Annotated in this window: 21 protein-coding genes and 1 pseudogene; 9 read left to right on the top strand and 13 right to left on the bottom strand. The window is 72.7% G+C overall.

Going from position 1 to position 26926, the window contains the following annotated elements; translation table 11 throughout:
• Nucleotides 1-46: 46 nt before the first annotated feature.
• Nucleotides 47-775, bottom strand: coding sequence for an ArsR/SmtB family transcription factor (locus tag AC07A4_RS15090; protein ID WP_478597928.1), 729 nt, complete (start codon nt 773-775; stop codon nt 47-49).
• A 68-nt stretch (nt 776-843) separates the two neighbouring features.
• Between AC07A4_RS15090 and AC07A4_RS15085 the strand changes: the two genes are divergently transcribed.
• Both AC07A4_RS15085 and AC07A4_RS15080 read left to right on the top strand, forming a co-directional pair.
• Nucleotides 844-1488 carry a flavin reductase family protein gene (locus AC07A4_RS15085; RefSeq protein WP_478597926.1) on the top strand — a complete coding sequence of 215 codons (645 nt, stop codon included), beginning with the start codon at nt 844-846 and terminating at the stop codon, nt 1486-1488.
• Nucleotides 1413-1607, top strand: a pseudogene (locus tag AC07A4_RS15080) (hypothetical protein); the annotation flags it as partial. The gene AC07A4_RS15085 and the pseudogene AC07A4_RS15080, both read left to right, overlap by 76 nt.
• 28 nt (nt 1608-1635) lie before the next feature.
• Here the strand turns inward: AC07A4_RS15080 and AC07A4_RS15075 are convergent.
• On the bottom strand, nt 1636-2583 hold the full coding sequence (locus AC07A4_RS15075) for a GlxA family transcriptional regulator (protein WP_478597923.1): 948 nt from the start codon (nt 2581-2583) through the stop codon (nt 1636-1638).
• A gap of 71 nt (nt 2584-2654) precedes the next feature.
• Between AC07A4_RS15075 and AC07A4_RS15070 the strand changes: the two genes are divergently transcribed.
• Entirely contained in the window at nt 2655-3002 is a 348-nt protein-coding gene (locus AC07A4_RS15070) for a cupin domain-containing protein (RefSeq protein WP_478597921.1), read from the top strand.
• Nucleotides 3003-3138: 136 nt separating this feature from the next.
• Nucleotides 3139-3531, top strand: a complete 393-nt coding sequence (locus AC07A4_RS15065) for a VOC family protein (protein ID WP_478597918.1) — start codon at nt 3139-3141, stop codon at nt 3529-3531.
• Between the two features lie 63 nt (nt 3532-3594).
• On the opposite strand, the gene AC07A4_RS15060 is transcribed toward AC07A4_RS15065, so the two are convergent.
• Entirely contained in the window at nt 3595-4470 is an 876-nt protein-coding gene (locus AC07A4_RS15060; protein ID WP_478597915.1) for a hypothetical protein, read from the bottom strand.
• A 320-nt stretch (nt 4471-4790) separates the two neighbouring features.
• Nucleotides 4791-5414 carry a MerR family transcriptional regulator gene (locus tag AC07A4_RS15055; protein ID WP_478597912.1) on the bottom strand — a complete coding sequence of 208 codons (624 nt, stop codon included), beginning with the start codon at nt 5412-5414 and terminating at the stop codon, nt 4791-4793.
• Nucleotides 5415-5505: 91 nt separating this feature from the next.
• Between AC07A4_RS15055 and AC07A4_RS15050 the strand changes: the two genes are divergently transcribed.
• Complete coding sequence (locus AC07A4_RS15050; RefSeq protein ID WP_478597909.1) at nt 5506-6843, top strand: flavin-containing monooxygenase; 1338 nt, start codon at nt 5506-5508, stop codon at nt 6841-6843.
• A gap of 67 nt (nt 6844-6910) precedes the next feature.
• Here AC07A4_RS15050 and acnA read toward each other — a convergent pair whose 3' ends face one another.
• A complete protein-coding gene (gene acnA / locus AC07A4_RS15045; protein ID WP_478597907.1) occupies nt 6911-9625 on the bottom strand; it encodes an aconitate hydratase AcnA in 2715 nt (904 codons plus the stop codon).
• A 559-nt stretch (nt 9626-10184) separates the two neighbouring features.
• Here acnA and AC07A4_RS15040 point away from each other — a divergent pair.
• The gene (locus AC07A4_RS15040) at nt 10185-11714 is read left to right on the top strand and encodes a helix-turn-helix domain-containing protein (RefSeq protein WP_478597904.1); all 1530 of its coding nucleotides are present in this window, start codon (nt 10185-10187) and stop codon (nt 11712-11714) included.
• A gap of 273 nt (nt 11715-11987) precedes the next feature.
• Here AC07A4_RS15040 and AC07A4_RS15035 read toward each other — a convergent pair whose 3' ends face one another.
• Together AC07A4_RS15035 and AC07A4_RS15030 are read right to left on the bottom strand one after the other, a co-directional pair.
• Nucleotides 11988-12386 carry a RidA family protein gene (locus AC07A4_RS15035; RefSeq protein WP_478597902.1) on the bottom strand — a complete coding sequence of 133 codons (399 nt, stop codon included), beginning with the start codon at nt 12384-12386 and terminating at the stop codon, nt 11988-11990.
• Nucleotides 12383-13528 carry an acyl-CoA dehydrogenase family protein gene (locus tag AC07A4_RS15030; RefSeq protein ID WP_478597899.1) on the bottom strand — a complete coding sequence of 382 codons (1146 nt, stop codon included), beginning with the start codon at nt 13526-13528 and terminating at the stop codon, nt 12383-12385. Before AC07A4_RS15030 ends, AC07A4_RS15035 begins: the two co-directional genes overlap by 4 nt.
• Nucleotides 13529-13667: 139 nt before the next feature.
• Here AC07A4_RS15030 and AC07A4_RS15025 point away from each other — a divergent pair, with 139 nt between their 5' ends.
• Nucleotides 13668-15338: an AMP-binding protein gene (locus AC07A4_RS15025; RefSeq protein ID WP_478597897.1), complete on the top strand. Its 1671-nt coding sequence runs from the start codon at nt 13668-13670 to the stop codon at nt 15336-15338.
• A 9-nt stretch (nt 15339-15347) separates the two neighbouring features.
• A complete protein-coding gene (locus AC07A4_RS15020) occupies nt 15348-16157 on the top strand; it encodes a PaaX family transcriptional regulator (RefSeq protein ID WP_478597895.1) in 810 nt (269 codons plus the stop codon).
• Nucleotides 16158-16164: 7 nt separating this feature from the next.
• On the opposite strand, the gene AC07A4_RS15015 is transcribed toward AC07A4_RS15020, so the two are convergent.
• Nucleotides 16165-18489 carry a bifunctional salicylyl-CoA 5-hydroxylase/oxidoreductase gene (locus AC07A4_RS15015; RefSeq protein WP_478598897.1) on the bottom strand — a complete coding sequence of 775 codons (2325 nt, stop codon included), beginning with the start codon at nt 18487-18489 and terminating at the stop codon, nt 16165-16167.
• Nucleotides 18490-18491: 2 nt separating this feature from the next.
• Complete coding sequence (locus AC07A4_RS15010) at nt 18492-19319, bottom strand: enoyl-CoA hydratase family protein (protein ID WP_478597893.1); 828 nt, start codon at nt 19317-19319, stop codon at nt 18492-18494.
• A 151-nt stretch (nt 19320-19470) separates the two neighbouring features.
• Here AC07A4_RS15010 and AC07A4_RS15005 point away from each other — a divergent pair, with 151 nt between their 5' ends.
• Nucleotides 19471-19950 carry an ATP-binding protein gene (locus AC07A4_RS15005; protein WP_478597891.1) on the top strand — a complete coding sequence of 160 codons (480 nt, stop codon included), beginning with the start codon at nt 19471-19473 and terminating at the stop codon, nt 19948-19950.
• Between the two features lie 211 nt (nt 19951-20161).
• Here the strand turns inward: AC07A4_RS15005 and argF are convergent, their stop codons facing one another.
• The 4 genes from argF to AC07A4_RS14985 form a co-directional block, all read right to left on the bottom strand.
• On the bottom strand, nt 20162-21178 hold the full coding sequence (gene argF, locus AC07A4_RS15000) for an ornithine carbamoyltransferase (protein WP_478597888.1): 1017 nt from the start codon (nt 21176-21178) through the stop codon (nt 20162-20164).
• Between the two features lie 133 nt (nt 21179-21311).
• Nucleotides 21312-22538 (bottom strand): arginine deiminase, encoded by a 1227-nt coding sequence (locus tag AC07A4_RS14995; RefSeq protein ID WP_478597886.1) that lies wholly within the window; start codon nt 22536-22538, stop codon nt 21312-21314.
• Nucleotides 22539-22709: 171 nt separating this feature from the next.
• Entirely contained in the window at nt 22710-25298 is a 2589-nt protein-coding gene (locus AC07A4_RS14990; protein WP_478597884.1) for a polynucleotide kinase-phosphatase, read from the bottom strand.
• Nucleotides 25295-26806: a 3' terminal RNA ribose 2'-O-methyltransferase Hen1 gene (locus AC07A4_RS14985; RefSeq protein WP_478597882.1), complete on the bottom strand. Its 1512-nt coding sequence runs from the start codon at nt 26804-26806 to the stop codon at nt 25295-25297. Before AC07A4_RS14985 ends, AC07A4_RS14990 begins: the two co-directional genes overlap by 4 nt.
• Between the last annotated feature and the right edge of the window lie 120 nt (nt 26807-26926).

Raw genomic sequence — 26926 nt, 5'->3', positions numbered from 1 at the left:
CGCGGCCCGCCCTTCGGGCGAACGGCGGGGGATTTGACGACAGGCCCTAGGAGCGTGGGTCAGTAACGGACCAGTCGTCGGACGGGCCGAGGTGGTCCCGGAGGGCGCGCTGGCCGGTGTCGGTGAGAGCGACGGCGCGGCTGGTGCCGATCTGAGTGATCCAGCCGGAGTCGAAGGCATGCCGGCATACGGCGGCACCGACGGCGCCGGCCAGGTGGGGGCGGCGTTCTGTCCAGTCCAGGCATGAGCGGACAGGCGGACGCCGCTTGCCGGGCGGAAGGGTGATGCCGAGCTTGTTCAGCCAGGCGGTCCCGTTGCCGGTGAGCGTCAGTCCATGCTCCCAGTCGAGTAGTCCCCGATCGGTCATGGCCGTGGTGATCGCGACCCCGAGGGCGCCGGCGAGGTGGTCGTAACACGTGCGGGCGCGGGCCAGCGCCCGGCTGCGGTTGACAGCCGGCAGTGAGTGGGGCGGGGTGGCTCGTAGAGGCGCCATTGAGGCAAGGTTCTCGATCAGTTCCGCCGTGGCGGGGTCGGCCAGGCGAACGTAGCGATGACGGCCCTGACGCTCCTGTGCCAGCAGTCCTCCGGCGACAAGGAGGTTCAAGTGCTCAGTCGCGGTCGAGGCGGCCACCCCGGCATGGCGGGCCAACTCGGTCGCGGTCCAGGCCCGGCCGTCCAGCAGCGCGAGGCAGAACCCCGCGCGGGTGTTGTCCGCCAGGAGACCGGCCAGGGCGGCCAGGTCCGGGCCTTCGGCATGCGCGTCACGGCTGTTCATCACCGTCCATCATCCACCAGGGATCCTTCGGCGCGCGCCGAAGCTTCTCCGCCCTACCGTCGGGTCCCATGAACACCCTGACGCCGGACAGCGCGCCCGCCGACACCTCGGCGGACCATGTGACCATCACACCGAGCATCCTGTACTTCGGAACACCCGTGGTGCTGCTCTCCACGGAGAACGAGGACGGCTCCTTCAATCTCGCGCCGATCTCCTCGGCCTGGGCACTGGGCCAGGTAGTCGTCCTGGGTGTGGGGGTCGAGGGGCAGACCGCGCACAACCTCCGCAGCCGGCCCGAGCTCGTGATCAACCTGCCCGCGCCGACCCAGTGGCCGGCGGTGGAACAGCTCGCGCCGCTCACCGGGCGCATCCCCGTGCCCGTGAACAAGCAGGGCGCCTTCCGATCCGAGCGGGACAAGTTCGCGGCCGCCGGGCTGCGACCTGAGCCCTCCGCGCTGGTCCGGCCGCCCCGGGCCGCCGAATGCCCCCTGCAACTGGAGGCCCGTGCCGCCCGGGTCCAGCCCGACGTCTCCGGCGTGTTCCTCATCGTCGAAGCCCAGGTGCTCAAGGTCCACGCCGATCCGCGCATCGTCGTCCCCGGCTCTCAGCACGTCGACCCGGCCAGGTGGAGCCCGCTGATCTACAACTTCCGCCACTACTACGGACTCGGCCCCGAGCTCGGCCACAGCTTCCGTTCCCAGACACCCCGCTGAAGCAACGCATGGCCCGCACACTGCGGACCAAGCCCGGTAAGGCCGCCTACCGACACCGGAAAGCCATCGTCGAACCAGTCTTCGGACAGATCATGACCTGCCGGAACGGCCGCCAGCTGACCGCTTACCCGTTACTGGGACACGCTCCTAGGGTCGCGCCCGGAACGCCCGCCGGTAAGCACCCGGTGTCGTACCGAGTGCCCGTACGAAGCGCCGGTGGAGGTTGGTGGCCGAGGAGAGGCCGACCCGGTGGGCGATCGCCTCCAGCGGAAGGTCGGAGGACTCCAGGAGTTCGCGGGCCGCCGTGATGCGCCGGGAGAGGAGCCACTGCCCCGGGGTCGAGCCCAGCTGCTCGGTGAAGCGGCGGGCGAGCGTGCGCCCGGAGACGCCGACGTGCGCCGCCAGGTCCTCGACGGAGAGGGACTCGCCGAGGCGTCCCGTCGCCCACTCAAGCAGTGGAGCGAGCGATCCTTCGATCTGCGCGGCGTGCGGCGGCGCCGTGAACTGGAGCTGCCCGCCCTCGCGGTGGGGCGGCATGACCATGCTCCGGGCCACGCGGGCGGCGTAGTCGGCGCCCTGGTCCCTGCGCACCAGGTGCAGACACAGGTCGATGCCCGCGCCGGAGCCCGCGCTCGTGGCCACGTCGCCGTGGTCCACGTACAGCACATCCGGATCGACCTGGACCGCCGGGAACCCGGCGGCCAGCTCCGCCGCCCGCGCCCAGTGCGTGGTGGCGCGCCGCCCGTCGAGGAGGCCCGCTCGCGCCAGCGGGAAGGCGCCGGTGCAGATGCTGGCCACCCGCGCCCCCCGGTCGTGCGCGCGACGCAAGGCCGCCACGATCGCGGCGGACGGCGGCTCCTCGGTGGGCAGCCACCCGGGGACCACCACGGTGTCCGCCCGGTCGACCTCCTCAAGGCCTGAGGCGACGGACATGTCGTACCCGGCGAGCGTCGGGACCGGCCCCGGGTGCTCGGTGCACACGCTGAACGTGTAACGCCGGGGGATTCCGGAGCGCTCGATGCCGAACACGTCCGCCGCGCAGCCGAGTTCGAAGGTCGACTGAGGGGGGTGGACCAGGGCGACCACATGATGCATGGCAGGAAAGTACAGCAGATTGTCATTTCTGACACTGGGCCGGGGGCGCGGTGGCCGGACAGGCTGGCCCCATGACCACGAACTCCCCGCTGACCGGGCGGCACACCCCCGGATACACCTGGTCCCACGTCCGCGACACACCCGTCCGCGAGCTCTTCCCCGGCATCCGCCTTCGCCCGCTGTGGCAGGGGGAGAACGGCGCGAGCGCCCAGGTGGTGGAGCTGGATCCGGGCGCGTGCTGGCAGGGCCTGGACGTGCACGACCCGGGCCCCGAGGAGGTGTTCGTCGTGTCCGGCGTCTTCAACGACGGCGAGCGCGACTACCCGGCGGGCACCTTCCTCCACGCTCCCGCGGGCTCGTCACACGTTCCGCAGACGGCGACGGGGTGCACCCTGTTCGTCTTCTACCCGGAGGGGTGACGCGACCGGCGGCGCCGCCCGCTCCGTCCGGGTCGACACGTCTCCGGCGGCCTGCTTAAGATCCACCCCAGCATCGCGTGCCGGTCACTGTCTGGGTGAGGCATGGAGGTGCCGGAGATGCCCTCGGAGGCATTCCATGTCCGTACAGCTCAACCACACGATCGTCCACGCCCGGGACAACCGGGAGTCCGCCACTTTCTTCGCGGACCTGCTCGGACTCGACATCACCGCCGAATGGGGCCCGTTCATCGCGGTGGACCTGGCGAACGGCGTCACGCTCGACTTCGCCACCATCCCCGCCGAGCACATCACGCCGCAGCACTACGCGTTCCTGGTCACCGAGGCCGAGTTCGACGCGGCGTACGAGAAGATCACCGAACGGGGCCTCGCCCACTGGGCCGACCCGCACCAGAAGCGGCCCGGCGAGATCAACCGCAACGACGGCGGCAAGGGCGTCTACTTCCTCGACCCCGCGGGCCACGCCATGGAGCTGCTCACGGTGCCGTACGGCGGCTGGCCGCGGAAGTAGCGGGGACGAGGGGCCGCACGGCCCGTGAGGTGCGACCCCTCGCGCTCATGGGGGTGCCGGGGTTCAGCAGTTCAGGGCCGTGTCCCCGGAGTCGACGGCACAGCTGTCGGTGCCCGCGCCGCCGTCGGCGGTGTCACCGGCCGCGCCGTCCTTGACGTCGATGGTGTCGTCGCCGTTGTTGCCCTTGAGGGTGTCGGTGCCGTGGCGGTCGATGAGGGTGTCGTTGCCTTCGCCGCCGCCGACGGTGTCGTCGCCCGCGCCGGAGTGGATGACGTCGTTGCCACCGGCGCCGTAGACGATGTCGTCACCGGCCAGGGCGCAGATCACGTCGTCGCGGTTGATGCCGGACAGGACCTCGGGCCCGTTGCTGCCGACCAGCGTGCAGCGGTGGGCGTTGTTCACCGTGGTGTTCCGGGCGGCGGAGTTGTCGCCGGTGTTCGCGTCGGGCTGGTCCGCGGTCGCCGTGGCGGTGGCGGTGACCGTGCCGGTGGACGTCGGCGACAGGGTCAGCGCGACCGTCGCCGCACCGGAGGCGGCCAGGCCGTCGAGCGCGCAGGTCGCCGTGGCCCCGGAGACGGTGCACGAGCCCTGCGACGCGCTGGCGGACAGGATGCCGGTGGGCGCCCCCGTCAGGGTGATCACGACGGTGGCGCCGGTCGCCGCGTCGGGGCCGTTGTTGGTGAGCGTGACGGTGTCGGTGAGGGTGCCGCCCAGCGCGAAGGGGTTCGCGGAGTCGGCCACCGCGACGGCCAGGTCGGCGCCGGGCTCCGGGGCGGCGGTGTCGGCCGACGCCGCCGACGCGATGCCCAGGAGGCCGGACGCGGCGAGCAGAAGGCCGCCGAGCAGCGGCGTGACACGGCGTGGCGCACGACCGCGCTCCAGCGGTGTCCGACCGCGTCCTAATCGCGGTCCACTAGGTCGTACGTTGGCGCATCTCACAGGAGACTCCCGCGGGGAAGGGGCGGTCCCGGTGCCCCGGAACGGCCCGGCTGAAGTGGTGGAGACCATTCGTCGGCGTACGAGCGCCCGGAGCATCCCACAGGCCCCAGGCCCACGGCACCGCCCGGATCGCGACACCCGGCCACGCGCGGACCCTCCCGCCCCACCGTGCCTGCGCCGCTCCAGGAACGCTCAGGCCTCCCACGGGCCCCGGCATCCGGACACCGTCGTACGCCCCACACTCCTCACGCCCATCAGACCCTACGGACAACGGCGCACCGCCCCTCGCACCACGGCAGCACGCACGACGCCCCCGCCCCTCACCCGGCACTGCGGCGGGCGCGGTAGGCGCGCTGGCGGCAGGCCGGTGAGCAGTACGTCCGGGGGCGGCCGCGCGAAGGCCTCGGCACCAGGGCCCGGCAGCCGGGGCAGGGCTTTTCGTCACGCGCAGGGGCCGGGGCGGTGTTTTCGTCACGTGGCGGCCCGGCGCGCCGGGCCGCGCGGGCGGCGGTGGCGAGGTCCCCGCCCGGGACGCGCCCGCGCGGGGTGTGCGCGGCCAGCTCATCCTCCAGGACCGGGCAGTCCCCCGCGATGTCGTCGTCCGTGCAGAGCCGCGCGTGCCGGAGGTACCCCCGGGCCGCCTCCAGCTCCGCGATCTGCCGCTCCACCTGCGCGAGCTGGACGTCGATGGCGTCCCGCCAGGCGTCGCGCGCGGCCTTCCCCGAGGTGACGACGGCGGCCTGGTCCAGGGGCATCCTGCCGACCACGCAGCACAGATAGGCGAGGCCGATGCGGCGCAGGTCGGTGTCACCGTAGCGCCGCTTGCCGCCCTCGCGGGCGGGCGGGTTGAGCACGCCCCGCCGCTCCCACCACCGCACCGTGGACGGCGCCAGGCCGTACAGGGCCGCCGCTTCGCCGATGGAGACCGCACCGCTTCGCTTCATGAACTGAGTTGACATCAAGCCGACTTGAGAAGGCAAGGTCTTACTTAGGTTTACCTAAGTAGCCGCGTCAGCGCGGCAGGAGGGTCCGGTTATGGCAGCGGGCAAGCGCATCGAGAACACCGAGCACGTCGAGCACACCGAATACGTGGAGACCGTCGTCATCGGCGCCGGGCAGCAAGGGTGCGGAGTGGCCGGGGCCCTCCAGGAGCAGGGGCGCGAGGCGCTCGTCCTGGAGCGGGGCGAGATCGCCCAGGCCTGGGCGCACGAGCGGTGGGACAGCCTGCTGATCGGGAGCGGCAACCGCTCGCTGCGCTTCCCCGGCTGGGAGTACGAGGGCGACGACCCCTACGGCTGCCCCTCGGGCCCCGAACTGGCCCGGCGCCTGCGCGGGTACGTGGCGGAACGCGGGCTCCAGGTGCGCCAGCACACGGCAGTCGAGAGGGTCGAGTGCCCGCCGGACGCCTCCGCCCACGACGACGTGCGGTTCAGGACCCACCTGGCCACCGGCGGCGTCATCGCGTCCCGCAACCTCGTCGCGGCCGTCGGCGGGTACGCGGCCCCGCGCACCCCGGCCCTGGCCGCCGACGTCGACCCCGCCGTCCGCCAGGTCCATTCCCACGCCTACCGCAACCCCGGCGCCCTGCCGGACGGGGCCGTCCTGGTGGTCGGCGCGGGCATCAGCGGCCAGCAGATCGCGGACGAGCTGGTGGACGCCGGGCGGCGCACGTACCTCGCGGTCGGGCGGCACCGCGCGTGGCCGCGCCGCTACCGGGGCCACGGCATCCAGGAGTGGCTCGGCGCGCTCCCCTCCCTGTACGAGGACTTCGGGGCCGTGGGCGGCGACGGCGGGCCCGTCCTGCCGGGCCTGCCGGTGACCGCCATCCGGGACAAGCGCGCCGACCTCAACCTGGGCACCCTGGCCGCCAAGGGCGTCACCCTGGTCGGCTCCGTCCGCGCGGCGGACGGCCACGAGCTGCACCTGAAGGACAACGTCGTCGCCGTCGCGGAGGAGTCCGCCCGGTCGTTCCGGCGGGCCCTCGACATCATCGACGCCCGCGTCCGCGAGCGGGGCTTCGCCGTGCCCGAGGAGCGGCCCGCGCCCGAAGTCTCCCTGGCGCGCGTGGCCGACTTCGGCGAGCGCCTCGACCTGGCCCGCCACGGCATCACCGCGATCGTCTGGTGCACCGGCTTCGGCCCCGACTACCGCATCCTGCCGGACCGCGTCCTCGACGAGCACGGCGCGCCGATCCAGGAGAAGGGCCTGCTCGGGGCGGTTCCCGGGCTGTACTACGCCGGGCTCCCCGACGGGAACTCGATCGCCCCCGCGGGCATCGAGGCGAACGTGGAGAACGGCCGGTTCATCGCCCGCCTGATCCACGTCGACCACACCATGCGCTCCGGGGCACCGGCGGCCTTCGTCACCGCGTGAGACGCGACGAGGGCCGCACCCCCGGAGCCTTCCGGGAGTGCGGCCCTCAGCCGCGTACCGTGACCGCTTACTTGCTGATCAGGTTGCGCAGCACGTACTGCATGATGCCGCCGTTGCGGTAGTAGTCCGCCTCGCCGGGGGTGTCGATGCGGACGACCGCGTCGAACTCGACACCGGTGTCGGTGGTGACCTTCACCGTGCTCGGGGTCGTGCCCTCGTTCAGCTCGGTGACGCCCGTGATGGAGAAGGTCTCCTCACCGGTCAGGCCGAGCGAGTCGGCCGACTGGCCGGCCGGGAACTGGAGCGGCAGGACGCCCATGCCGATGAGGTTCGAGCGGTGGATGCGCTCGTACGACTCGGTGATGACGGCCTTGACGCCGAGGAGCGCGGTGCCCTTGGCGGCCCAGTCGCGGGACGAGCCCGAGCCGTACTCCTTGCCGCCCAGGATGACCAGCGGGGTGCCGGCGGCCTGGTAGTTCTGCGAGGCGTCGTAGATGAAGGAGACGGGCGAGCCGTCCTTCGTGAAGTCGCGGGTGTAGCCGCCCTCGGTGCCCGGCGCGATCTGGTTGCGCAGGCGGATGTTGGCGAACGTGCCGCGGATCATGACCTCGTGGTTGCCGCGGCGCGAGCCGTAGCTGTTGAAGTCGCGGCGGGCCACGCCGTGCTCCGTGAGGTACTGCCCCGCCGGGGTGTCGGCCTTGATGGCACCGGCCGGGGAGATGTGGTCGGTGGTGACCGAGTCGCCCAGCTTCGCCAGGACGCGGGCGCCCGCGATGTCGGAGACCGGGGTGGTCGCCATCGTCATGCCCTCGAAGTACGGGGGCTTGCGGACGTAGGTGGACTCGGCGTCCCACTCGAAGGTGTTGCCGGTCGGGATCGGCAGCGCCTGCCACTGGGCGTCGCCAGCGAAGACGTCCTGGTAGGACTTGTTGAACATGTCCTCGCCGATGGCGTTCGCCACGACGTCGTTGACCTCGGCCTCGGTCGGCCAGATGTCCTTCAGGAAGACCGGCTTGCCCTCGGTGTCGGTGCCGAGCGCCTCCGTGGTGATGTCCACCTTCATGGAACCCGCGAGGGCGTAGGCGACGACCAGCGGCGGGGACGCCAGGTAGTTCATCTTGACGTCGGGGTTGATGCGGCCCTCGAAGTTCCGGTTGCCGGAGAGGACCGACGTCACGGCCAGGTCGTGGTCGTTGACGGCCTTCGAGACCTCCTCGGGCAGCGGGCCCGAGTTGCCGATGCAGGTGGTGCAGCCGTAGCCGACCAGGTTGAAGCCGACCTTGTCCAGGTACGGGGTGAGGCCCGCCTTGTCGAAGTAGTCGGTGACGACCTTCGAGCCCGGGGCGAGGGTGGTCTTGACCCACGGCTTGCGGGTCAGGCCCTTCTCGACGGCCTTCTTCGCGACGAGCGCGGCCGCGACCATCACGTACGGGTTCGACGTGTTGGTGCAGGAGGTGATCGCGGCGACGGTGACGGCGCCGTGGTCGATCTCGTACGTCGAGCCGTCGGGGGCGGTCACGGTGACCGGGTTCGACGGGACGCCGTTGGAGGTGGCCGGGGCGTCGGAGGCCGGGAAGGACTCCTTGCCCGCCTCGTCGGCGGTGTCGACGTAGTTGCGCACGTCGAGGGCGAACTGCTGCGAGGCGTTCGCGAGGACGATGCGGTCCTGCGGGCGCTTGGGACCGGCGATCGAGGGGACGACCGTGGAGAGGTCAAGCTCCAGCTTCTCGGAGAAGTCCGGCTCGGCGGCCGGGTCCAGCCACAGGCCCTGCTCCTTGGCGTACGCCTCGACGAGCGCGACCTGCTGCTCGGAGCGGCCGGTGAGCTTGAGGTAGTTCAGGGTCTCGCCGTCGATCGGGAAGATCGCGGCGGTGGAGCCGAACTCCGGCGACATGTTGCCGATGGTGGCGCGGTTGGCCAGCGAGGTCGCGGCGACGCCCTCGCCGTAGAACTCGACGAACTTGCCGACGACGCCGTGCTTGCGCAGCATCTCGGTGATCGTGAGGACCAGGTCGGTGGCGGTCGTGCCCGGCTTCAGCTCGCCGGTCAGCTTGAAGCCGACGACGCGCGGGATCAGCATGGAGACCGGCTGGCCCAGCATCGCGGCCTCGGCCTCGATGCCGCCGACGCCCCAGCCCAGGACGCCCAGGCCGTTGACCATCGTGGTGTGCGAGTCGGTGCCGACGAGGGTGTCGGGGTAGGCCTGGCCGTTGCGGACCATGACCGTGCGCGCCAGGTGCTCGATGTTCACCTGGTGGACGATGCCGGTGCCCGGCGGGACGACCTTGAAGTCGTCGAACGCGGTCTGGCCCCAGCGCAGGAACTGGTAGCGCTCCTTGTTGCGGCCGTACTCCAGCTCGACGTTCTGCGCGAACGCGTCGTTCGTGCCGAACTTGTCGGCGATGACGGAGTGGTCGATGACCAGCTCGGCCGGGGAGAGCGGGTTGACCTTCGCCGGGTCGCCGCCCAGCTCCTTCACGGCCTCACGCATCGTGGCGAGGTCCACGACGCAGGGGACACCGGTGAAGTCCTGCATGATCACGCGGGCCGGCGTGAACTGGATCTCCTGGCTGGGCTGGGCCTGCGAGTCCCAGCCGCCGAGGGCACGGATGTGGTCGGCGGTGATGTTGGCGCCGTCCTCCGTGCGGAGCAGGTTCTCCAGCAGGACCTTGAGGCTGTACGGCAGGCGGGCCGAGCCCTCCACCTTGTCCAGCCGGAAGATCTCGTACGACTCGTCGCCCACCTGCAGCGTGCTGCGGGCGTCGAAGCTGTTCGCCGACACGACAGTCTCCTTCATATATGTGCGCGTTCCACCGCATCCTGCCGTCACGCCTCTTGGCCGATCCGCTAAGGTAAGGCTAAGTTAGGTAACCCTTACCGCCGGACTGGCGATGCGTACGGCTGCGGTGCGCCTCGGCAGATATCTCGATGTCGAGATAACTCTAATACATCCTCCGCGCGCGTGCTGGCGTGGGCGCCTTCAGCAGGGCTTCGCGCTGCGCGCTCGTCCTCAAACGCCGGACGGGCTTGGTACGCCTCGCGCGCCTTGCGGGGCGCTTCGCGCTGCGCGCTTGTCCTCAAACGCCGGACGGGCTTGATCTGCCGCGCGCGCCCTGGCGTGCGCGCCCCAGGGCCCCGCATGAGTCGACGCTCCGCCAAGTGGTCGAGTTCCCCGTCGCTGGCGTGCGACACGTTCGCGGCCCGGGCACAGTGGTGCACGGCGCTCACCTGCGGCTCAACGGGCGCCGGGCGGGCCGCGCCTGACGGGTCGGAACCAGCCAGTCCACTAATGGCCTACCCCGACGCGCGCCTCATCTCATATCTGAGATAGCCTCTGGCGCATGGCAGACGACTACCTCGTACGCATCGGCAAGCTCATTCGTGACGCCCGGCAGCACCGTGGCTGGACACAGTCGCAGCTGGCCGAGGCGCTCAACACCAGCCAGAGCGCCGTCAACCGCATCGAGCGCGGCAATCAGAACATCAGCCTTGAGATGATCGCCCGCATCGGCGAGGCACTGGACAGTGAAATCGTCTCGCTCGGGTACTCGGGTCCGATGCACCTGAGGGTCGTCGGCGGCCGTCGTCTCTCCGGCTCGATCGACGTCAAGACCAGCAAGAACGCCTGCGTGGCCCTGCTGTGCGGCTCCCTGCTCAACAAGGGCCGCACGGTCCTTCGCCGCGTCGCGCGCATTGAGGAGGTCTACCGCCTCCTGGAGGTCCTCAACTCCATCGGCGTGCGCACCCGCTGGATCAACGACGGCGTCGACCTGGAGATCGTGCCGCCCGCCAAGCTCGACATGGACGCCATCGACGCGGACGCCGCCCGCCGCACCCGCTCGATCATCATGTTCCTCGGCCCGCTGCTGCACCGCATGGACCGCTTCCGCCTGCCGTACGCGGGCGGCTGCGACCTCGGCACCCGCACGATCGAGCCGCACATGATCGCGCTGCGCCGCTTCGGCCTGGACATCGCCGCGACCGAGGGCCTCTACCACGCGGAGGTCGCCCGGGACGTCACGCCCGACCGCCCGATCGTCCTGACCGAGCGCGGCGACACGGTGACGGAGAACGCGCTGCTCGCCGCCGCCCGCTCCGCCGGGACGACCGTCATCCGCAACGCCTCCTCCAACTACATGGTCCAGGACCTGTGCTTCTTCCTGGAGGCGCTCGGCGTCAAGGTCGAGGGCATCGGCACCACGACCCTGACCGTGCACGGCGTGCCGGAGATCGACGTGGACGTCGACTACTCCCCCTCCGAGGACCCGGTCGAGGCGATGAGCCTGCTCGCCGCCGCCGTGGTCACCGAGTCGGAGCTCACCATCCGCCGCGTCCCGATCGAGTTCATGGAGATCGAGCTCGCGGTCCTGGAGGAGATGGGCCTGGACCACGACCGCTCGGCGGAGTACGCGGCGGACAACGGCCGCACCCGCCTGGTGGACGTCACCGTGCGCCCCTCCAAGCTGGAGGCGCCCATCGACAAGATCCACCCGATGCCGTTCCCCGGCCTGAACATCGACAACGTCCCGTTCTTCGCGGTCATCGCGGCCTCGGCGCAGGGCAAGACCCTCATCCACGACTGGGTCTACGACAACCGCGCGATCTACCTCACGGACCTCAACCGCCTCGGCGGCCGCCTCCAGCTCCTCGACCCGCACCGGGTGCTCGTCGAGGGCCCCACCCGCTGGCGCGCCGCCGAGATGATGTGCCCGCCCGCGCTGCGCCCGGCCGTGGTCGTGCTGCTCGCGATGATGGCCGCGGAGGGCACGTCCGTGCTGCGCAACGTGTACGTGATCAATCGGGGCTACGAGGACCTGGCGGAGCGGCTGAACTCCGTTGGGGCGCAGATCGAGACGTTCCGGGACATCTAAGGACGTCCCGTCCGGTCGGCTACGGGTGCGCTCCGCTGGGGCCTTCGCGGGGCGCCCCAGGCCCACCCCTTCCCGATCCGGGTGCGGCTGCCCCCGTTCCCCCGCTCACAGACAGTTGGCGCTTCGCGCCTCGTCCTCAAACGCCGGACGGGCTGGAGATCCCGGCCGTGGCTGAGACAGATTCAGCCCGTCCGGCGTTTGAGGACGAGGCCGAAGGCCGATTGCTTTTCGGGGGTCCAGGGGGCGGAGCCCCCTGGCTCGGGACGGGGCGGGTTAGGGGAGTACCGCGAAGCCGTCCAGCTCCACCAGGCACTCCTCGTCCCACAGCCGCACCACCCCGATCACCGCCATCGCGGGGTAGTGGCGCCCCGCCAACCGCTTCCAGACCGCCCCGAGTTCACGGGCGTGCAGGCGGTAGTCGGCGACATCCGTGGCGTAGACGGTGACCCGCGCGAGATCCGCGGGCGTGCCGCCCGCCGCGCGCAGGGCGGCGAGCAGGTTGGCCAGGGCCCGCTCGAACTGCTCGGGAAGGGTGGCCCCCACGACCTTGCCGTCGGTGTCGAGGGCCGTCTGCCCGGCGAGGAAGACGACACGGCCGCCGGTGGCCACGACGGCGTGGCTGAAGCCGGTGGCCGGGGAGAGCTCGTCGGGGTTGAGGCGCTCGGGGCTCACAGGGACTCCTTGGGGGCGGGGGCAGGGGCGGGGGCGTACAACTGCTTGGCGATGACGGCGCGCTGGACCTCGCTCGCACCCTCGTACACGCGCGGCGCACGCACCTCGCGGTAGAGGTGCTCAAGGAGGTGCCCGTGCTGGAGGGCGCGGGCGCCGTGCAGCTGGACGGCGGTGTCGACGACGTACTGGGCCGTCTCCGTGGCGAAGAGCTTCGCCATCGCCGCGCGGCCCGCGATGCCGGGCTCCCCCCGGTCGTAGGCGGCCGCGGCCGCGTACACGAGCAGGCGCGCGGCCTCGGTGCGCGTGGCCATCTCCGCGACCTGGTGGGACACCGCCTGGAGGTCCTTGAGCTTGCCGCCGAACGCGTCCCGCGCCGCGGTGTGCGCGAGCGTCGCGTCGAGCGCGGCCTGGGCCATGCCGACGGCGAACGCGCCGACGCTCGGCCGGAAGCGGTTGAGGGTGGTCATGGCGACCCGGAAGCCCCGGTCCACCTCGCCGAGCAGGTCGCCCGCGGTGACGCGCACGCCGTCGAAGGCGAGCGCCCCGATGGGGTGCGGCGACAGCATCGCGAGCGGGGTGCCGGTGAGGCCCGCGCGGTCGGCGGGCACCAGGAAGGCGGTCACGCCGCGGGCGCCCGCGCCGGGCGTTGTACGGGCGAACACGGTGTAGAAGTCGGCCTCGGGCGCGTTGGAGATCCAGGTCTTCTCGCCGGTCAGGCGCCATGCGCCCGCGCCGTCGGGGGTGGCGGCGAGGGCGAGGGCGGCCGCGTCCGAGCCCGCGCCTGGCTCGGAGAGCGCGAAGGCGGCGATCGCGCGGCCCGCGCGCGTGGGCGGCAGCCAGCGCTCCCGCTGCGCCGCCGAGCCGTACGCGTGCACGGGGTGCGCGCCGAGGCCCTGGAGCGCGAACGCGGTCTCCGCCTCCGTGCAGACGCGGGCGAGGGACTCGCGGGTCAGGCACAGGTCCAGGGCCCCGGCGGTGAACAGCCCCTCCAGGAGGCCGAGTTCGCCGAGGGCCTCGGTCAGCGGCCGGTTCACGCGGCCGGTCTCGCCCTTCTCCGCGAGGGGGCGGAGCCGGTCCCCGGCCAGCTCCCGCAGCCGGGCACAGTGAGCGATTTGTTCTGGATTGAGCGAGAATGCTGTCATCTCTGGCCTCTCCCCTGGCGCGGGGCGCCCGCGCACGCCCCGTACGGTATATCGCGAAGTGTTGACTGTCGTCACCATCACGATACGCTCGTTGGGCGAGCCCATCACTACGCCCGACCGGCAAAGGTGGCGAGGCGCCATGGAGACCACAGGGGCAACCAACAGCGAGAGCGGCGGGGTGCCCACGGGGCACGTCGACACGTTCGCGCGTGAGCACCTCCCGCCGCGCGAGCACTGGCCCGCGCTGGTGCGCGACCGGCCGGAACTGCACTATCCCGACCGCCTCAACTGCGGCGCCGAACTGCTCGACAAGTCCGCCGAGCGCCATGGCGCGGAGCGGCCCGCGTTCCGCTCGGGCGACGGCACGGTGTGGTCGTACGGCGAGCTCCAGGACCATGTCGACCGGATCGCGCACGTGCTGACCGACGAGCTCGGCGTGGTCCCGGGCAACCGCGTCCTGCTGCGCGGCGCCACCTCGCCCTGGCTCGCCGCCTGCTGGCTCGCGGTGATGAAGGCGGGCGCCGTCGCGGTGACCGTCCTCGCCCAGCAGCGGCCGCAGGAGCTCGCCACGATGTGCGAGATCGCGCGGGTCTCGCACGCGCTGTGCGACGCCCGCGCGGTCGACGGCCTGACCAAGGCCGGGGTGCCGGGCCTGCGCGTGACCACGTACGGCGGCGAGGGCCCCGACGACCTCCTGGCCCGGGCGGCGGCCCAGGAGCCGCGGCCGTACGCCGCCGTGGACACGGCGGCCGACGACGTCGCGCTCATCGCCTTCACGTCCGGCACCACCGGACGCCCCAAGGGCTGCATGCACTTCCACCGGGACGTCCTCGCGATCGCCGACACCTTCGCGCGCCATGTGCTCAAGGCCAGGCCCGACGACGTGTTCGCGGGCAGTCCGCCGCTCGGCTTCACCTTCGGCCTCGGCGGCCTGGTGGTCTTCCCGCTGCGCGTGGGCGCGTCCGCCCTGCTCCTGGAGCAGGCGGCCCCCCGCCAGCTGCTGCCCGCGATCGCCGAGCACGGGGTGACGGTCCTCTTCACTGCCCCGACGGCGTACCGCACCCTCCTTGAGGAGCTGGACGCGCCGGGCGCCGCGCACCCCTCGCCGCTGGCGTCGCTGCGCCGCTGCGTGTCCGCGGGTGAGAACCTCCCCGCCGCCACCTGGCAGGCCTGGCACGAGCGCACCGGGCTGCGCATCATCAACGGCATCGGGGCGACCGAGCTCCTGCACATCTTCATCTCCGCCGCCGACGACGCCATCCGGCCCGGCACCACCGGGCTGCCCGTGCCCGGGTGGCAGGCGCGCGTGGTCGACGCCTCGGGGGTGCCCGTGCCCGACGGGGAGCCGGGTCTGCTCGCGGTGCGCGGCCCGATCGGCTGCCGGTATCTGGCCGACCCACGGCAGCACGACTACGTACGGCACGGCTGGAACGTCACCGGCGACACCTACGTCCGGGACGCCGACGGCTACTTCCACTACGTGGCCCGCGCGGACGACATGATCATCTCGGCGGGGTACAACATCGCGGGCCCGGAGGTCGAGGAGGCCCTGCTGCGTCACCCGGACGTGGTGGAGACCGCCGTCGTCGGCCGCCCCGACGAGCGGCGCGGCCAGGTGGCCGTGGCGTACGTGGTGCTGCGCGCGGGCGCCCGCGCGGACGCCGAGCGGCTGCGCGAGTTCGTCAAGGCGGAACTCGTGCCGTACAAGTGCCCGCGCGAGGTGGTGTTCCTGGACGCGCTGCCGCGCACGGCCACCGGCAAGCTCCAGCGCTTCCGGCTGCGGGAGCCCGGCCCCGGCGCCGGGGCCTAGAGTGATCACGTGTCCGAGCAGCACACCCCCAGGTCCCTGATCGTCACCTTCTACGGCGCGTACGGCCGCGCGGCGCCCGGCCCCGTCGCGGTCGCCGAACTCGTACGGCTCCTCGCCCCGGTGGGCGTGGACGCGCCGTCCGTGCGCTCCTCGGTGTCCCGCCTCAAGCGCCGCGGCCTCCTGGTCCCGGCGCGCACCGCCGCCGGGGCCGCCGGATACGCCCTGTCCCCCGACGCCCGGCAGCTCCTCGACGACGGCGACCGCCGCATCTACCCCGACGCCGCCGGGCGCCGCGAGGGCGGCTGGGTCCTCGCCGTGTTCTCCGTCCCGGAGTCCGAGCGCCACAAGCGCCACGTCCTGCGCTCCCGCCTCGCGGGCCTGGGCTTCGGCACGGCGGCCCCCGGGGTGTGGATCGCGCCCGCCCACCTCTACGAGGAGACCCGGCACACCCTCACCCGCCTGGAACTCTCCTCCTACGTGGACCTGTTCCGCGGCGAGCACCTGGGCTTCACGCCGACGGCCGATGCGGTGTCCCGCTGGTGGGACCTCTGTGCCATCGCCAAGCAGCACGAGGCGTTCCTCGACCGCCACGAGCCGGTCCTGCGCGCCTGGCGCGACCGCCCGGACACGCCCCCCGAGCCCGCCTACCGGGACTACCTCCTCACCCTCGACTCCTGGCGCCACCTCCCCTACGTCGACCCCGGCCTGCCCCCGGACCTCCTCCCCGGGGACTGGCCGGGGGCCCGCTCGGCGGAGGTGTTCCGGGGCCTTGACGAGCGGCTGCGGGAGGCCGGGGCGGGGTTCGTGGCCGGGGCCTGAGCGGGGGTCAGCGGGGAGCGGCGGGCGACTCCAGGCTCAGCCTCGGCTTCGGGGCGTCCGTGCGGCCCGTCTGGGGGCGGCGGCTGCCCGCGCGGTACTGGAGGGGCCAGGTGACGCCGGGGCCCTCATAGGACTGCTCGGCCGCGGCGTGGAGGGTCCAGTGGGGGTCGTAGAGGTGGGGGCGGGCCAGGGCGCAGAGGTCGGTGCGGCCCGCCAGGAGCAGGGAGTTGACGTCGTCCCAGGAGGAGATGGCGCCGACGGCCATGACGGGGATGCCGGTCTCGTTGCGGATGCGGTCCGCGTACGGGGTCTGGTACGAGCGGCCGTACGCGGGCGCCTCGTCGGCGACGACCTGGCCGGTGGACACGTCGATCGCGGTGGCGCCGTGGGCGGCGAAGGCGCGGGCGATCGCCACGGCGTCGTCGGCGGTGGTGCCGCCCTCGGCCCAGTCCGTGGCCGAGACGCGGACCGTCAGGGGCCGCTCGGCGGGCCACACCTCACGGACCGCGTCGAAGACCTCCAGGGGGAAGCGGAGCCGGGCCTCCAGGGAGCCGCCGTAGACGTCCGTGCGCTGGTTGGTGAGCGGGGACAGGAAGCTGGACAGCAGATAGCCGTGGGCGCAGTGGAGTTCGAGCAGGTCGAAGCCCGCGCGGGCCGCCCGGCGCGCGGCGGCGGCGAACTGCTCGCGCAGGGCGGGGAGTTCGTCGGCGCGCAGGGCGTGGGGGGTCTGGTTGCGGGGGGTGTACGGGAGGGGGGACGGGGCCACCAGGGGCCAGTTGCCCTCGGGCAGGGGCTCGTCGATGCCCTCCCACATCAGGCGGGTGGAGCCCTTGCGGCCGGAGTGGCCGAGCTGGACGCCGAGCGCGGTCGCGGGGGCCTGGGCGTGGACGAAGTCGACGACCCGCGCCCAGGCGTCGCCCTGCTCGTCGGTGTAGAGACCGGCGCAGCCGGGGGTGATGCGGCCCAAGGCGCTGACGCACACCATCTCGGTCATGACCAGGCCCGCGCCGCCCAGGGCCCGCGCCCCCAGGTGGACCAGGTGGAAGTCGCCGGGGACGCCGTCCACGGCGGAGTACATGTCCATCGGCGAGACGACCACGCGGTTGCGCAGCGTCAGGCCGCCGAGGCGGAACGGGGTGAACATGGGCGGGGTGTCCGCGGGGCAGCCGAAGTCGCGCTCCACCGCGGCCGTGAAGTGCCCGTCGCGCAGCCGCAGGTTGTCGTGGGTGACGCGGCGGCTGCGGGTGAGCAGGTTGAACGCGAACTGGCGGGGCGGCTGGTCCACGTAGAGGGGCAGTTCCTCGAACCACTGGAGGCTGGCGCGGGCGGCGCGCTGCGTGGAGGCGACCACCGGGCGCCGCTCGGCCTCGTACGCGGCGAGGGCCGCGGGCACGTCGGGCTGCTCCTGGAGGCAGGCCGCGAGCGCGAGGGCGTCCTCGACGGCGAGCTTGGTGCCGGAGCCGATGGAGAAGTGCGCGGTGTGGGCGGCGTCGCCGAGCAGGACCGTGTTGCCGTCGCTCCAGCGGTCGTTGACGACCGTGCGGAAGACCAGCCAGGAGGAGTTGTTCGAGCGCAGGGAGCGGCCGCCGAGGGCGCCCTTGAATATCTTGGCGCAGCGCTCGATGGACTCCGCCACGTCCCCGTCGGCGAAGCCCGCCGCGCGCCAGACCTCCTCGCGCATCTCGACGATGACCGTCGACTCCGTCGGCGAGAACGGGTAGCCGTGCAGCTGCATCACGCCGTGCTCGGTCTCCGCGATCTCGAAGCGGAACGCGTCGAAGGCGAAGTCGGCGGCGAGCCAGATGTAGCGGCAGCGGTGGCCGGTGACCGTGGGCCTGAAGACGTCGGCGCCCGCCTCGCGGGTCGCGCTGTGCACACCGTCCGCGGCGACCACCAGGTCGTACGCGGCCGACAACTCGGCGGCGGGCGGCGCCTGGGCGCGGAAGCGGAGGTCGACGCCGAGTTCGCGGCAGCGCTCGTGCAGGACCGCGAGGAGGCGGCGGCGGCCGAGGGCCGCGAAGCCGTGGCCGCCGGAGGTGTGCCGGGTGCCGCGGTGCACGATGTCGATGTCGTCCCAGCGGACGAAGCGCTCCTGGAGTGCCGCGTAGACGACGGGGTCGGCGTGCTCGATGCCGCCGAGCGTCTCGTCCGAGAGGACGACGCCGAAGCCGAAGGTGTCGTCGGGCGCGTTCTTCTCCCAGACGGTGACCTCGCGCTCCGGGGCGAGCCGCTTGAGCAGCGCCGCGGCGTACAGACCGGCGGGGCCGCCGCCGACGACGGCGACGCGGCGGGCCAGCGGGGCGCGGCGGGCGCCGGTGGCCGAGGGCTCCATGGTCACCGCCCCCGCCACTTCGGGGACCGCTTGGCGGTGAAGGCCGCGTGGAACTCGGCGTAGTCCTCGCCGTTCATCAGCAGGGCCTGGGTGGCGGCGTCCAGCTCCACGGACGCCGCGAGCGGCATGTCGAGCTCCGCGGTGAGCAGGGCCTTGGTCTGCGCGTACGCCAGGGCCGGGCCATCGGCGAGGCGGCGGGCCAGGGCGGCGGCCCTCTCATCCGCCCTGCCCTCCTCGGTCAGCTCGCTGAGCAGGCCGATCCGCTCGGCCTCCGGGGCGCGCACCGGCTCGCCGAGCATCAGCAGACGGGTGGCGTGCCCGAGGCCGACCACCCGGGGCAGCAGATACGCGGCGCCCATGTCGCCGCCGGACAGGCCGACCCGGGTGAACAGGAACGCGAACTTGGCCGAGGGGTCGGCGATCCGGAAGTCCGCGGCGAGCGCGAGGACCGCGCCCGCGCCCGCGGCCACCCCGTGCACGGCGGCGACCACCGGGAAGGGGCACTCGCGCAGAGCGCGCACCACCTGCCCGGTCATGCGGTTGAAGTCGAGCAGCTGGGCGGTGTCCATGGCGAGCGTGGCGCCGATGATCTCGTCGACGTCACCGCCCGAGCAGAAGCCGCGGCCCTCGCCCGCGAGCACCAGGGCGCGCACCGACTTGTCCCGGGACAGCTCGGCGAGCAGGTCGCGCAGGTCGGCGTAGGCGCCGAAGGTGAGCGCGTTGAGCTTGTCCGGGCGGGCCAGGGTGACGGTGGCGACGCCCTCGTCGCGGGTGAGGCGCAGATGCTCCCACTCTGGGGTGCGGGCTGCGGAGCCGGTGAAGGGACTCATGACGTGCGGCCTCCTCGGCGGAGTGGGCGGACGCGTTCCCCTCTCGAAGCTATCACCGATCCATGACTGTCGTCATGAGTGCGCGATATACCGAGGTCCCGGAACGGGCCGACCAACGGCCCTGGCCGCCGTCGGCTTAGGATTCGTACGGTTGAAAGCAGGATCGCGGGACCACGGACCGCGCCGGCCCCCCTGCTCGCCGAACGGACGCGCCTTGCCCGAACCGCACTCTCCCGCCAGCTGGCGCATCGCCCTGCCGCACACCACGGCGGCCGTGCCGATCGCCCGTGCGCTGGTGCGCACGGCGCTCACGGACATCGGCTCCCTGGCCGACACCGACACCGCGGAGCTGCTCACCGCGGAGCTGGTGGCCAACGCCGTGGAGCACGCGCCGGGGCACGCACCCATAGAGCTCCTGATCGAGCTGCTGCCCACGCAGTGCCAGGTGGAGGTGCGGGACTCCAATCCGGTGCCGCCGGGGGATCTCACCGCGCCCGTCGTGGGCGGCGAGCCCGACCCCTGGCAGGAGCACGGGCGCGGACTCCTGCTGATCCGCACCCTCAGCTCGGCCTGCGGCCACCGGCCGACTGCGTCGGGCAAGGCGGTGTGGTTCCGCTTGACGGCGCCCTAGCGGGGCTCCCCAATCCCGCCCCTTCCCGAAACCAAGGGGCTCCGCCCCCTGGACCCCCAAAAGCAATCGGCCTTCGGCCTCGTCCTCAAACGCCGGACGGGCTGAAATCTGCCGGTTGCGGCGATCTTTCAGCCCCTCCGGCGTTTGAGGAGCGGGGTCTGGGGCGGAGCCCCAGTTCGGGAAGGGGCGGGTCTGGGGCGTCCCACGCGGGTCAGGGGGCCAGCGTCGCGACCAGGACCGCCTTGATCGTGTGGAGCCGGTTCTCCGCCTCGTCGAAGACGACGGAGTGCTCCGACTCGAAGACCTCGTCGCTGACCTCCAGCCAGTCCCGCCCGTGCCGCCCGGCCACCTCGCGGGCCAGGGACGTCCCGAGGTCGTGGAACGCGGGCAGGCAGTGCAGGAACTTCACGCCGGGATTGCCGGTGGCGCTCAGGACGTCCCGTGTGACGGCGTACGGGGCGAGGTCGCGGACCCGCTGGTCCCAGACCTCCGCGGGCTCCCCCATGGACAGCCAGACGTCGGTCGCGACGAAGTCCACGCCCGCGACCCCGGCGGCGACGTCCTCGGTGAGCGTGATCCGCGCCCCGGAGTCAGCGGCGAGCTCGCGCGCGCGGGCCACCACGTGCTCGGCGGGCCAGTAGGCGCGGGGCGCCACGATGCGTACGTCCATGCCGAGGAGCGCGGCGGTGACGAGGTAGGAGTTGCCCATGTTCAGCCGGGCGTCGCCGAGGTAGGCGAACGCGATCCGCTCCAGCGGCTTCGCGCAGTGCTCGGTCATCGTGAGGACGTCGGCGAGCAGCTGCGTGGGGTGCCAGTCCTCGGTCAGGCCGTTGTAGACGGGCACGCCCGCGTGGGCGGCGAGCGTCTCGACCGTCTCCTGGGCGTCACCCCGGAACTGGATCGCGTCGAACATCCGGCCGAGGACGCGCGCGGTGTCCCGCGCGGACTCCTTGGTGCCGATGTGTGACCCGGACGGGTCGATGTACGTCGTAAAGGCACCCTGGTCGGCGGCGGCGACCTCGAAGGCGCAGCGCGTGCGCGTGGAGGACTTCTCGAAGATCAGCGCGATGTTCTTGCCGCGCAGCCGCGGCGCCTCCGCACCCGCCTTCTTGGCGGCCTTCAGCTCCGCGGCCAGGGCGATCAGGCCGCGGAACTCGTCGGCGGTGAAGTCCAGCTCCTTGAGGAAGGGGCGGCCGGTGAGGCCGGGGCCGGGCGAGCCGTTCGCCATGGGGGCGCTCCTGGGGTGCGAAGACATGACGTTGAAAGTCTATACGATCAGCCACATTTATATGCACGCCCTACGAGCCCACCGGCGGGTGCGCGCTCCGGGCCCGCCCGGACATCCTCCCCCGGCCCCGCCCTCAGGCCCCGACCGCGTCCCGCTCCACCGGGCAGCTCATGCAGCGCGGGCCGCCCCGGCCCCGGCCGAGCTCGCTGCCGGGGATCTCGATGACCTCGATGCCCTGCTTGCGCAGATACGTGTTGGTCGTGGCGTTGCGCTCATAGGCGACGACCACGCCCGGCTCGACCGCGAGGACGTTGCAGCCGTCGTCCCACTGCTCGCGCTCGGCGGCGTGCACGTCCTGCGTCGCGGTGAGGACCCGGATGCGGTCGAGGCCGAGTGCCGCCGCGATGGCCCGGTGCATGTGCTCGGGCGCGTGGTCGGTGACCTTCAGCTCCTCGTCGACGCCCTGCTCGATGGTGTACGAGCGCAGCATGCCGAGGCCCGCGTACTGGGTGAAGGTGTCGCCGTCGACCATCGTCATCACCGTGTCCAGGTGCATGAAGGCACGGCGCTTGGGCATGTCGAGGGCCACGATCGTGGTCGCGGACCCGGCGGCGAACAGCTTGTGCGCGAGCATCTCCACGGCCTGCGGCTTGGTGCGCTCGCTCATGCCGATGAGCACCGCGCCGTTGCCGATGACCAGGACGTCGCCGCCCTCGATCGTGGACGGGTAGTCCGCCTGGCCCTGCGACCAGAGGTGCCCGACCTGGCCGTGGAAGAGCGGGTGGTGCTGGTAGATCGCCTCGAAGTGGACGGTCTCGCGCTGCCGGGCGGGCCAGCGCATCGCGTTGATCGACACGCCGTCGTAGATCCACGCGGAGGTGTCGCGCGTGAACAGGTGGTTGGGCAGCGGGCCGAGCAGGAAGTCGTCCAGGTCCATGCAGTGGAAGCGCACCGAGGTGGGCTCCGGGTGGCGCTCCAGGTACTCGCGCTTCGTCATGCCGCCGACCAGGGCCTCGGCGAGTTCGGCGGAGGGCAGCCCCTCGAACGCGGCGCGCAGGTGGTCCGTGGCGAGCGGGCCGTACTCCTTCTCGTCGAAGACGCGGTCCAGGACGAGCCGCCGGGCGGCGGGCACGTCGAGCGCCTCCGTGAGCAGATCACCGAACAGGTGGACCGTCACGCCCCGGTCGCGCAGCACGTCCGCGAACCCGTCGTGCTCCTGTCTCGCCCGCCGCACCCACAGGACGTCGTCGAACAGCAAGGCGTCCTTGTTGGTCGGCGTGAGCCGCTTCAGCTCCAGGTCCGGTCGGTGCAGTATGACGCGGCGCAGGCGCCCGGCCTCGGAGTCGACGTGGAATCCCATGTCCCCATCCTCACCTCTCCGGGGCCTCATGACGCGTCCAAAGCGCGCGGAAACAGGTCACGGGGCGGCGCGGCGGCGGCGCCCGCCGGTGTCCCGCCGGGCGTCCTGCCCGGCGGGACACCGGTGTTGCCTCCCACCGACCCCGCCTCGGCCCCCGCCTCGACCCTCGTGTCACAGACGCGGATCGACAGGTTCCGATTCCAGTGCGAGCACCGCGAACACCGCCTCGTGGACCCGCCACAGGGGCTCGCCGTCCGCGAGCCTGTCCAGGGCCTCCAGGCCGAGCGCGTACTCACGGATCGCCAGCGAGCGCTTGTGGCCGAGGAAGCGGCCGCGCAGCTTGTCCAGGTTCTCCGGACGCGTGTACTCCGGGCCGTAGATGATCCGCAGGTACTCCCGGCCCCGGCACTTGATGCCCGGCTGGACCAGGCGCCCCTTGCCGTCACGCACCAGCGCCCCGACCGGCTTGACGACCATGCCCTCGCCGCCGCGCCCGGTCATCTCCAGCCACCAGTCGGTGCCCGCGCGGACCGACTCCTCGTCGCCCGTGTCCACGTACAGCCTGCGCGTGGTGCGCAGCAGGCCCGATCCGTCGTGCTCCACCATGCGGTCGATCAGGGCCAGTTGCTGGTCGTGCGGCAGCCCGGCGAGGCTCTTGCCCTGGACGGCGAGGATCTGGAACGGCGCGAGGTGCACGCCGTCGAGCCCGTCGGTCGGCCAGCAGTAGCGGCGGTAGGCGTCGGTGAACGCGGCGGCGTCCGCGGCCCGTTCGCGCTGCGTGTCGAGCAGGCCGCCGACGTCGATCCCGCGGGCGGCCGCCGCCTCCAGGGCGTTCAGGGCGCCCGGGAACACCGCGCCGGACGCGGCGCCCACGGCCGCGTACTGCGTGCGCAGCAGGCCGGTGGCCTTCAGCGACCAGGGCAGCAGCTCGGCGTCGAGGAGCAGCCAGTCGGTGGCGAGCTCCTCCCACAGGCCGGCCGCGCCGACGGCGGCCCGCACCCGCGCGAGGACCTCCTCGGTCATCACCGGGTCGTCGAGGAACGGCCGTCCGGTACGCGTGCAGAGCGAGCCCGTGGGCCCGTCCACGCCGAACCGCTCGCGCGCCGCCTCCGCGTCCTTGCAGACCAGGACCACCGCGCGGGAGCCCATGTGCTTCTCCTCGCACACCACGCGCTCCACGCCGTCCGCCGCGTACTGCGCGAAGGCCTCCGCCGGGTGCTCCAGGTAGCCTTCGCGCCGCGAGGTCGCCGTCGGCGCCATCGTCGGCGGCAGGTACGGCACCAGGCGCGGGTCGACCGCGAAGCGGCTCATGACCTCCAGGGCCGCCGCCGCGTTCTCCTCGCGCACGGTCACGCGCCCGGCGTGCCGGGTCTCCACGACCCGGCGGCCGTGCACGTCGCCGAGGTCGAGGGGCCGCCCGTCGTGGCCGCCGGGCGCGTCGGTGCGCAGCGGCCGCGCCGGTTCGTACCAGACCTTCTCGGCGGGTACGTCGACGAGTTCGCGCTCCGGCCAGCGCAGCGCGGTGAGCTTGCCGCCGAAGACGGCGCCGGTGTCCAGGCAGATGGTGTTGTTCAGCCAGGTCGCCGTCGGCACGGGCGTGTGGCCGTAGACGACGGCCGCCTTGCCGCGGTACTCCTCCGCCCACGGGTAGCGCACGGGCAGGCCGAACTCGTCGGTCTCGCCGGTCGTGTCGCCGTACAGGGCGTGCGAGCGCACCCGGCCCGAGGTGCGGCCGTGGTACTTCTCGGGCAGGCCCGCGTGGCAGACGACGAGGGCGCCGCCGTCGAGGACGTAGTGGCTGACGAGGCCGTCGACGAACTCCCGCACCCGGGCGCGGAACTCCTCGCTCTCGCCGTCCAGTTGCCCGATGGTCTCGGCGAGGCCGTGCGTGTGCTGGACCTTGCGGCCCTTCAGGTAGCGGCCGAGCTTGTTCTCGTGGTTGCCGGGCACGCACAGGGCCTGGCCCGCGGCGACCATGGACATCACCCGGCGCAGCACGCCCGGGGTGTCCGGGCCGCGGTCGACGAGGTCGCCGACGAACACGGCCGTGCGGCCCTCGGGGTGGACGCCGTCGACGTACCCGAGCTCGCCCAGGAGCGTCTCCAGCTCGCTGGCGCAGCCGTGGATGTCACCGACGATGTCGAAGGGACCGGTGAGGTGGGACAGGTCGTTGAAGCGCCGCTCGGTGACGACCGTCGCCGTCTCGACCTCCTCGACGCCCCGCAGGACGTGCACCTTGCGGAAGCCCTCGCGCTCCAGGTGTCTGAGGGAGCGCTTGAGTTCGCGGATGTGCCGCTGGATCACGCGGCGCGGCATGTCCGCGCGGTCGGTGCGGGCCGCGTTGCGGTCGGCGCACACCTCCTCGGGCACGTCGAGCACGACGGCGATGGGCAGCACGTCGTACTTCCTGGCGAGCTCGACGAGCTGCTTGCGGCTCTCGCTCTGCACGCTCGTCGCGTCGACGACGGTGCGGCGGCCCGCCGCGAGCCGCTTGCCCGCGATGTAGTGGAGCACGTCGAAGGCGTCGCGGCTCGCGCTCTGGTCGTTCTCGTCGTCGGCGACCAGGCCCCGGCAGAAGTCGGACGAGATCACCTCGGTCGGCTTGAAGTGCCGGCGCGCGAACGTCGACTTGCCGGAGCCGGACGCCCCGACGAGCACCACGAGGGAGAGGTCGGTGACGGGCAGGACACGCGCCCGGTTCTCGCTGCTGTCGCGGCTTGCGCGGTTCTCGCTGCTCTCGCTGCTCTCGCTGCTGGTCATGCGGCCTTCTCCTCCTTCGCGGTCGTGGTGTTCTGCGTGGTCGTGGTGTCCTGCGCGGTCGTGGTGGCGGCGTCCCGTGTGAACGTGGCCATCTGGGTGGGCGGGCCCACCTCGGGGTCGTCGGGGCCCACCGGCGCGTACGCGACCTCGTACCCGTGCTGCCGTGCGACGCCGTCGGCCCACCGCCGGAACTCCGCGCGCGTCCACTCGAAGCGGTGGTCGCCGTGGCGGACGTGGCCCGCGGGCAGGGACTCCCAGCGGACGTTGTACTCGACGTTGGGGGTCGTCACGACGACGGTGCGCGGGCGGGCGGAGCCGAACACCGCGTACTCCAGGGCGGGCAGCCGCTCCACGTCGACGTGCTCGATGACCTCGCTGAGCACCGCCGCGTCGTACCCCTTCAGGCGCTTGTCGGTGTACGCGAGGGAGCCCTGGAACAGCTCCACGCGCTCCGCCTGGCGCTCGCCCATGCGGTCCAGCTTCAGCCGCCGGGCCGCCACGGTCAGCGCGCGCACCGACACGTCGACGCCCACGACCTTGGTGAACCGGGTGTCCTTCAGGAGCGCCTGCACCAGCTGGCCCTGCCCGCAGCCGAGGTCGAGCACCCGGGCCGCCCCGGCCGCTTCCAGGGCCGCGACGACCGCCTCGCGCCGCCGCACGGCGAGCGGCACCGGCCGCTCCTCCGTGTCGACGTCCTCGTTCACGGCGTTGTCGAGCTCCGTGACGTCCGTGTCGTCGGCGTCGGCGAGCCGCACCAGTTCGAGGCGCTCCCTGGCCGCGCGCGTCAGCGACCAGCGCCGCGACAGATAGCGGCTGGTGATCAGCGCCTGCTCGGGGTGGGCCGCGAGCCAGCCCTCGCCCGCGCGCAGGAGCTTGTCGACCTCGTCGGCCGAGACCCAGTAGTGCTTGGCGTCGTCGAGGACCGGAAGGAGCACGTACAGGTGGCGCAGCGCCTCGCTGAGCGTGAGCCGCCCGTCCTCGGCCTGAAGGACCAGGCGTACGTACCGCGACGCGCCCCACTGCGGGAAGCGCTCGTCCAGCGGCACCGGCTCGGCCTTCACCGTCCAGCCGAGCGGCTCGAACAGCGCCCGCACCAGGTCGGGGCCGCCGCGCGCGGGCAGCGCGGGGACCTCCACGCGCAGCGGCAGCGGCTGTGCGGCCCGCTCGGGCAGCGCCTTGCAGACCCCGCGCAGCGCGCTGGAGAAGACGGCGCTCAGCGCGACGGCGAGCAGCGAGGACGCGGCGTAGGGGCGGTCGTTCACGTACTGGGCGAGGGCCGCGTCCGGCGCGCCGCCGCGCCCCTTCCCCCGGCGCACCAGCGCCAGGGGGTCCACTTCGAGCAGCAGCGCGGCCGTGCAGCGCGCGTCGGACGCCTCTGGGTAGAAGACGTGCGCGCGGCCGTGCGAGGTGGAGAACGCCTGCGCCTTCCCGGGGTGCTTGTGCAGCAAGAACCCGAGGTCGGTCGCGGGGCGTTCAGGGGATCCTGTGGTGCTGATCGTCAGGAACACGGTGGGTCTGCCTTGGTATGCCTGTTGAGCTGCGGATGCTGTCGGCCCGTGGCGCACGGGTGCACATCGCGTGCACACGAGCCGCATGACGGCGGCTCCTGGCGGGATGGACCGCGGCAA

Source organism: Streptomyces sp. NPDC043996, from assembly GCF_056435225.1.
This window is presented reverse-complemented; position numbering and strand designations above follow the sequence as displayed.

What these genes read in the sequence shown, in the direction of transcription:
- AC07A4_RS14990 (WP_478597884.1), bottom strand. Translation starts at nt 25,298, where the DNA reads ATGACCAGCAGCGAGAGCAGCGAGAGCAGCGAGAACCGCGCAAGCCGC.
- AC07A4_RS15085 (WP_478597926.1), top strand. Translation starts at nt 844, where the DNA reads ATGAACACCCTGACGCCGGACAGCGCGCCCGCCGACACCTCGGCGGAC.
- AC07A4_RS14995 (WP_478597886.1), bottom strand. Translation starts at nt 22,538, where the DNA reads ATGGGATTCCACGTCGACTCCGAGGCCGGGCGCCTGCGCCGCGTCATA.
- AC07A4_RS15075 (WP_478597923.1), bottom strand. Translation starts at nt 2,583, where the DNA reads ATGCATCATGTGGTCGCCCTGGTCCACCCCCCTCAGTCGACCTTCGAA.
- AC07A4_RS15050 (WP_478597909.1), top strand. Translation starts at nt 5,506, where the DNA reads ATGGCAGCGGGCAAGCGCATCGAGAACACCGAGCACGTCGAGCACACC.
- AC07A4_RS15025 (WP_478597897.1), top strand. Translation starts at nt 13,668, where the DNA reads ATGGAGACCACAGGGGCAACCAACAGCGAGAGCGGCGGGGTGCCCACG.
- AC07A4_RS15055 (WP_478597912.1), bottom strand. Translation starts at nt 5,414, where the DNA reads ATGAAGCGAAGCGGTGCGGTCTCCATCGGCGAAGCGGCGGCCCTGTAC.
- AC07A4_RS15040 (WP_478597904.1), top strand. Translation starts at nt 10,185, where the DNA reads ATGGCAGACGACTACCTCGTACGCATCGGCAAGCTCATTCGTGACGCC.
- AC07A4_RS15070 (WP_478597921.1), top strand. Translation starts at nt 2,655, where the DNA reads ATGACCACGAACTCCCCGCTGACCGGGCGGCACACCCCCGGATACACC.
- argF (WP_478597888.1), bottom strand. Translation starts at nt 21,178, where the DNA reads ATGGCGAACGGCTCGCCCGGCCCCGGCCTCACCGGCCGCCCCTTCCTC.
- AC07A4_RS15065 (WP_478597918.1), top strand. Translation starts at nt 3,139, where the DNA reads ATGTCCGTACAGCTCAACCACACGATCGTCCACGCCCGGGACAACCGG.
- AC07A4_RS15090 (WP_478597928.1), bottom strand. Translation starts at nt 775, where the DNA reads ATGAACAGCCGTGACGCGCATGCCGAAGGCCCGGACCTGGCCGCCCTG.
- AC07A4_RS15010 (WP_478597893.1), bottom strand. Translation starts at nt 19,319, where the DNA reads ATGAGTCCCTTCACCGGCTCCGCAGCCCGCACCCCAGAGTGGGAGCAT.
- AC07A4_RS15015 (WP_478598897.1), bottom strand. Translation starts at nt 18,489, where the DNA reads ATGGAGCCCTCGGCCACCGGCGCCCGCCGCGCCCCGCTGGCCCGCCGC.
- AC07A4_RS15030 (WP_478597899.1), bottom strand. Translation starts at nt 13,528, where the DNA reads ATGACAGCATTCTCGCTCAATCCAGAACAAATCGCTCACTGTGCCCGG.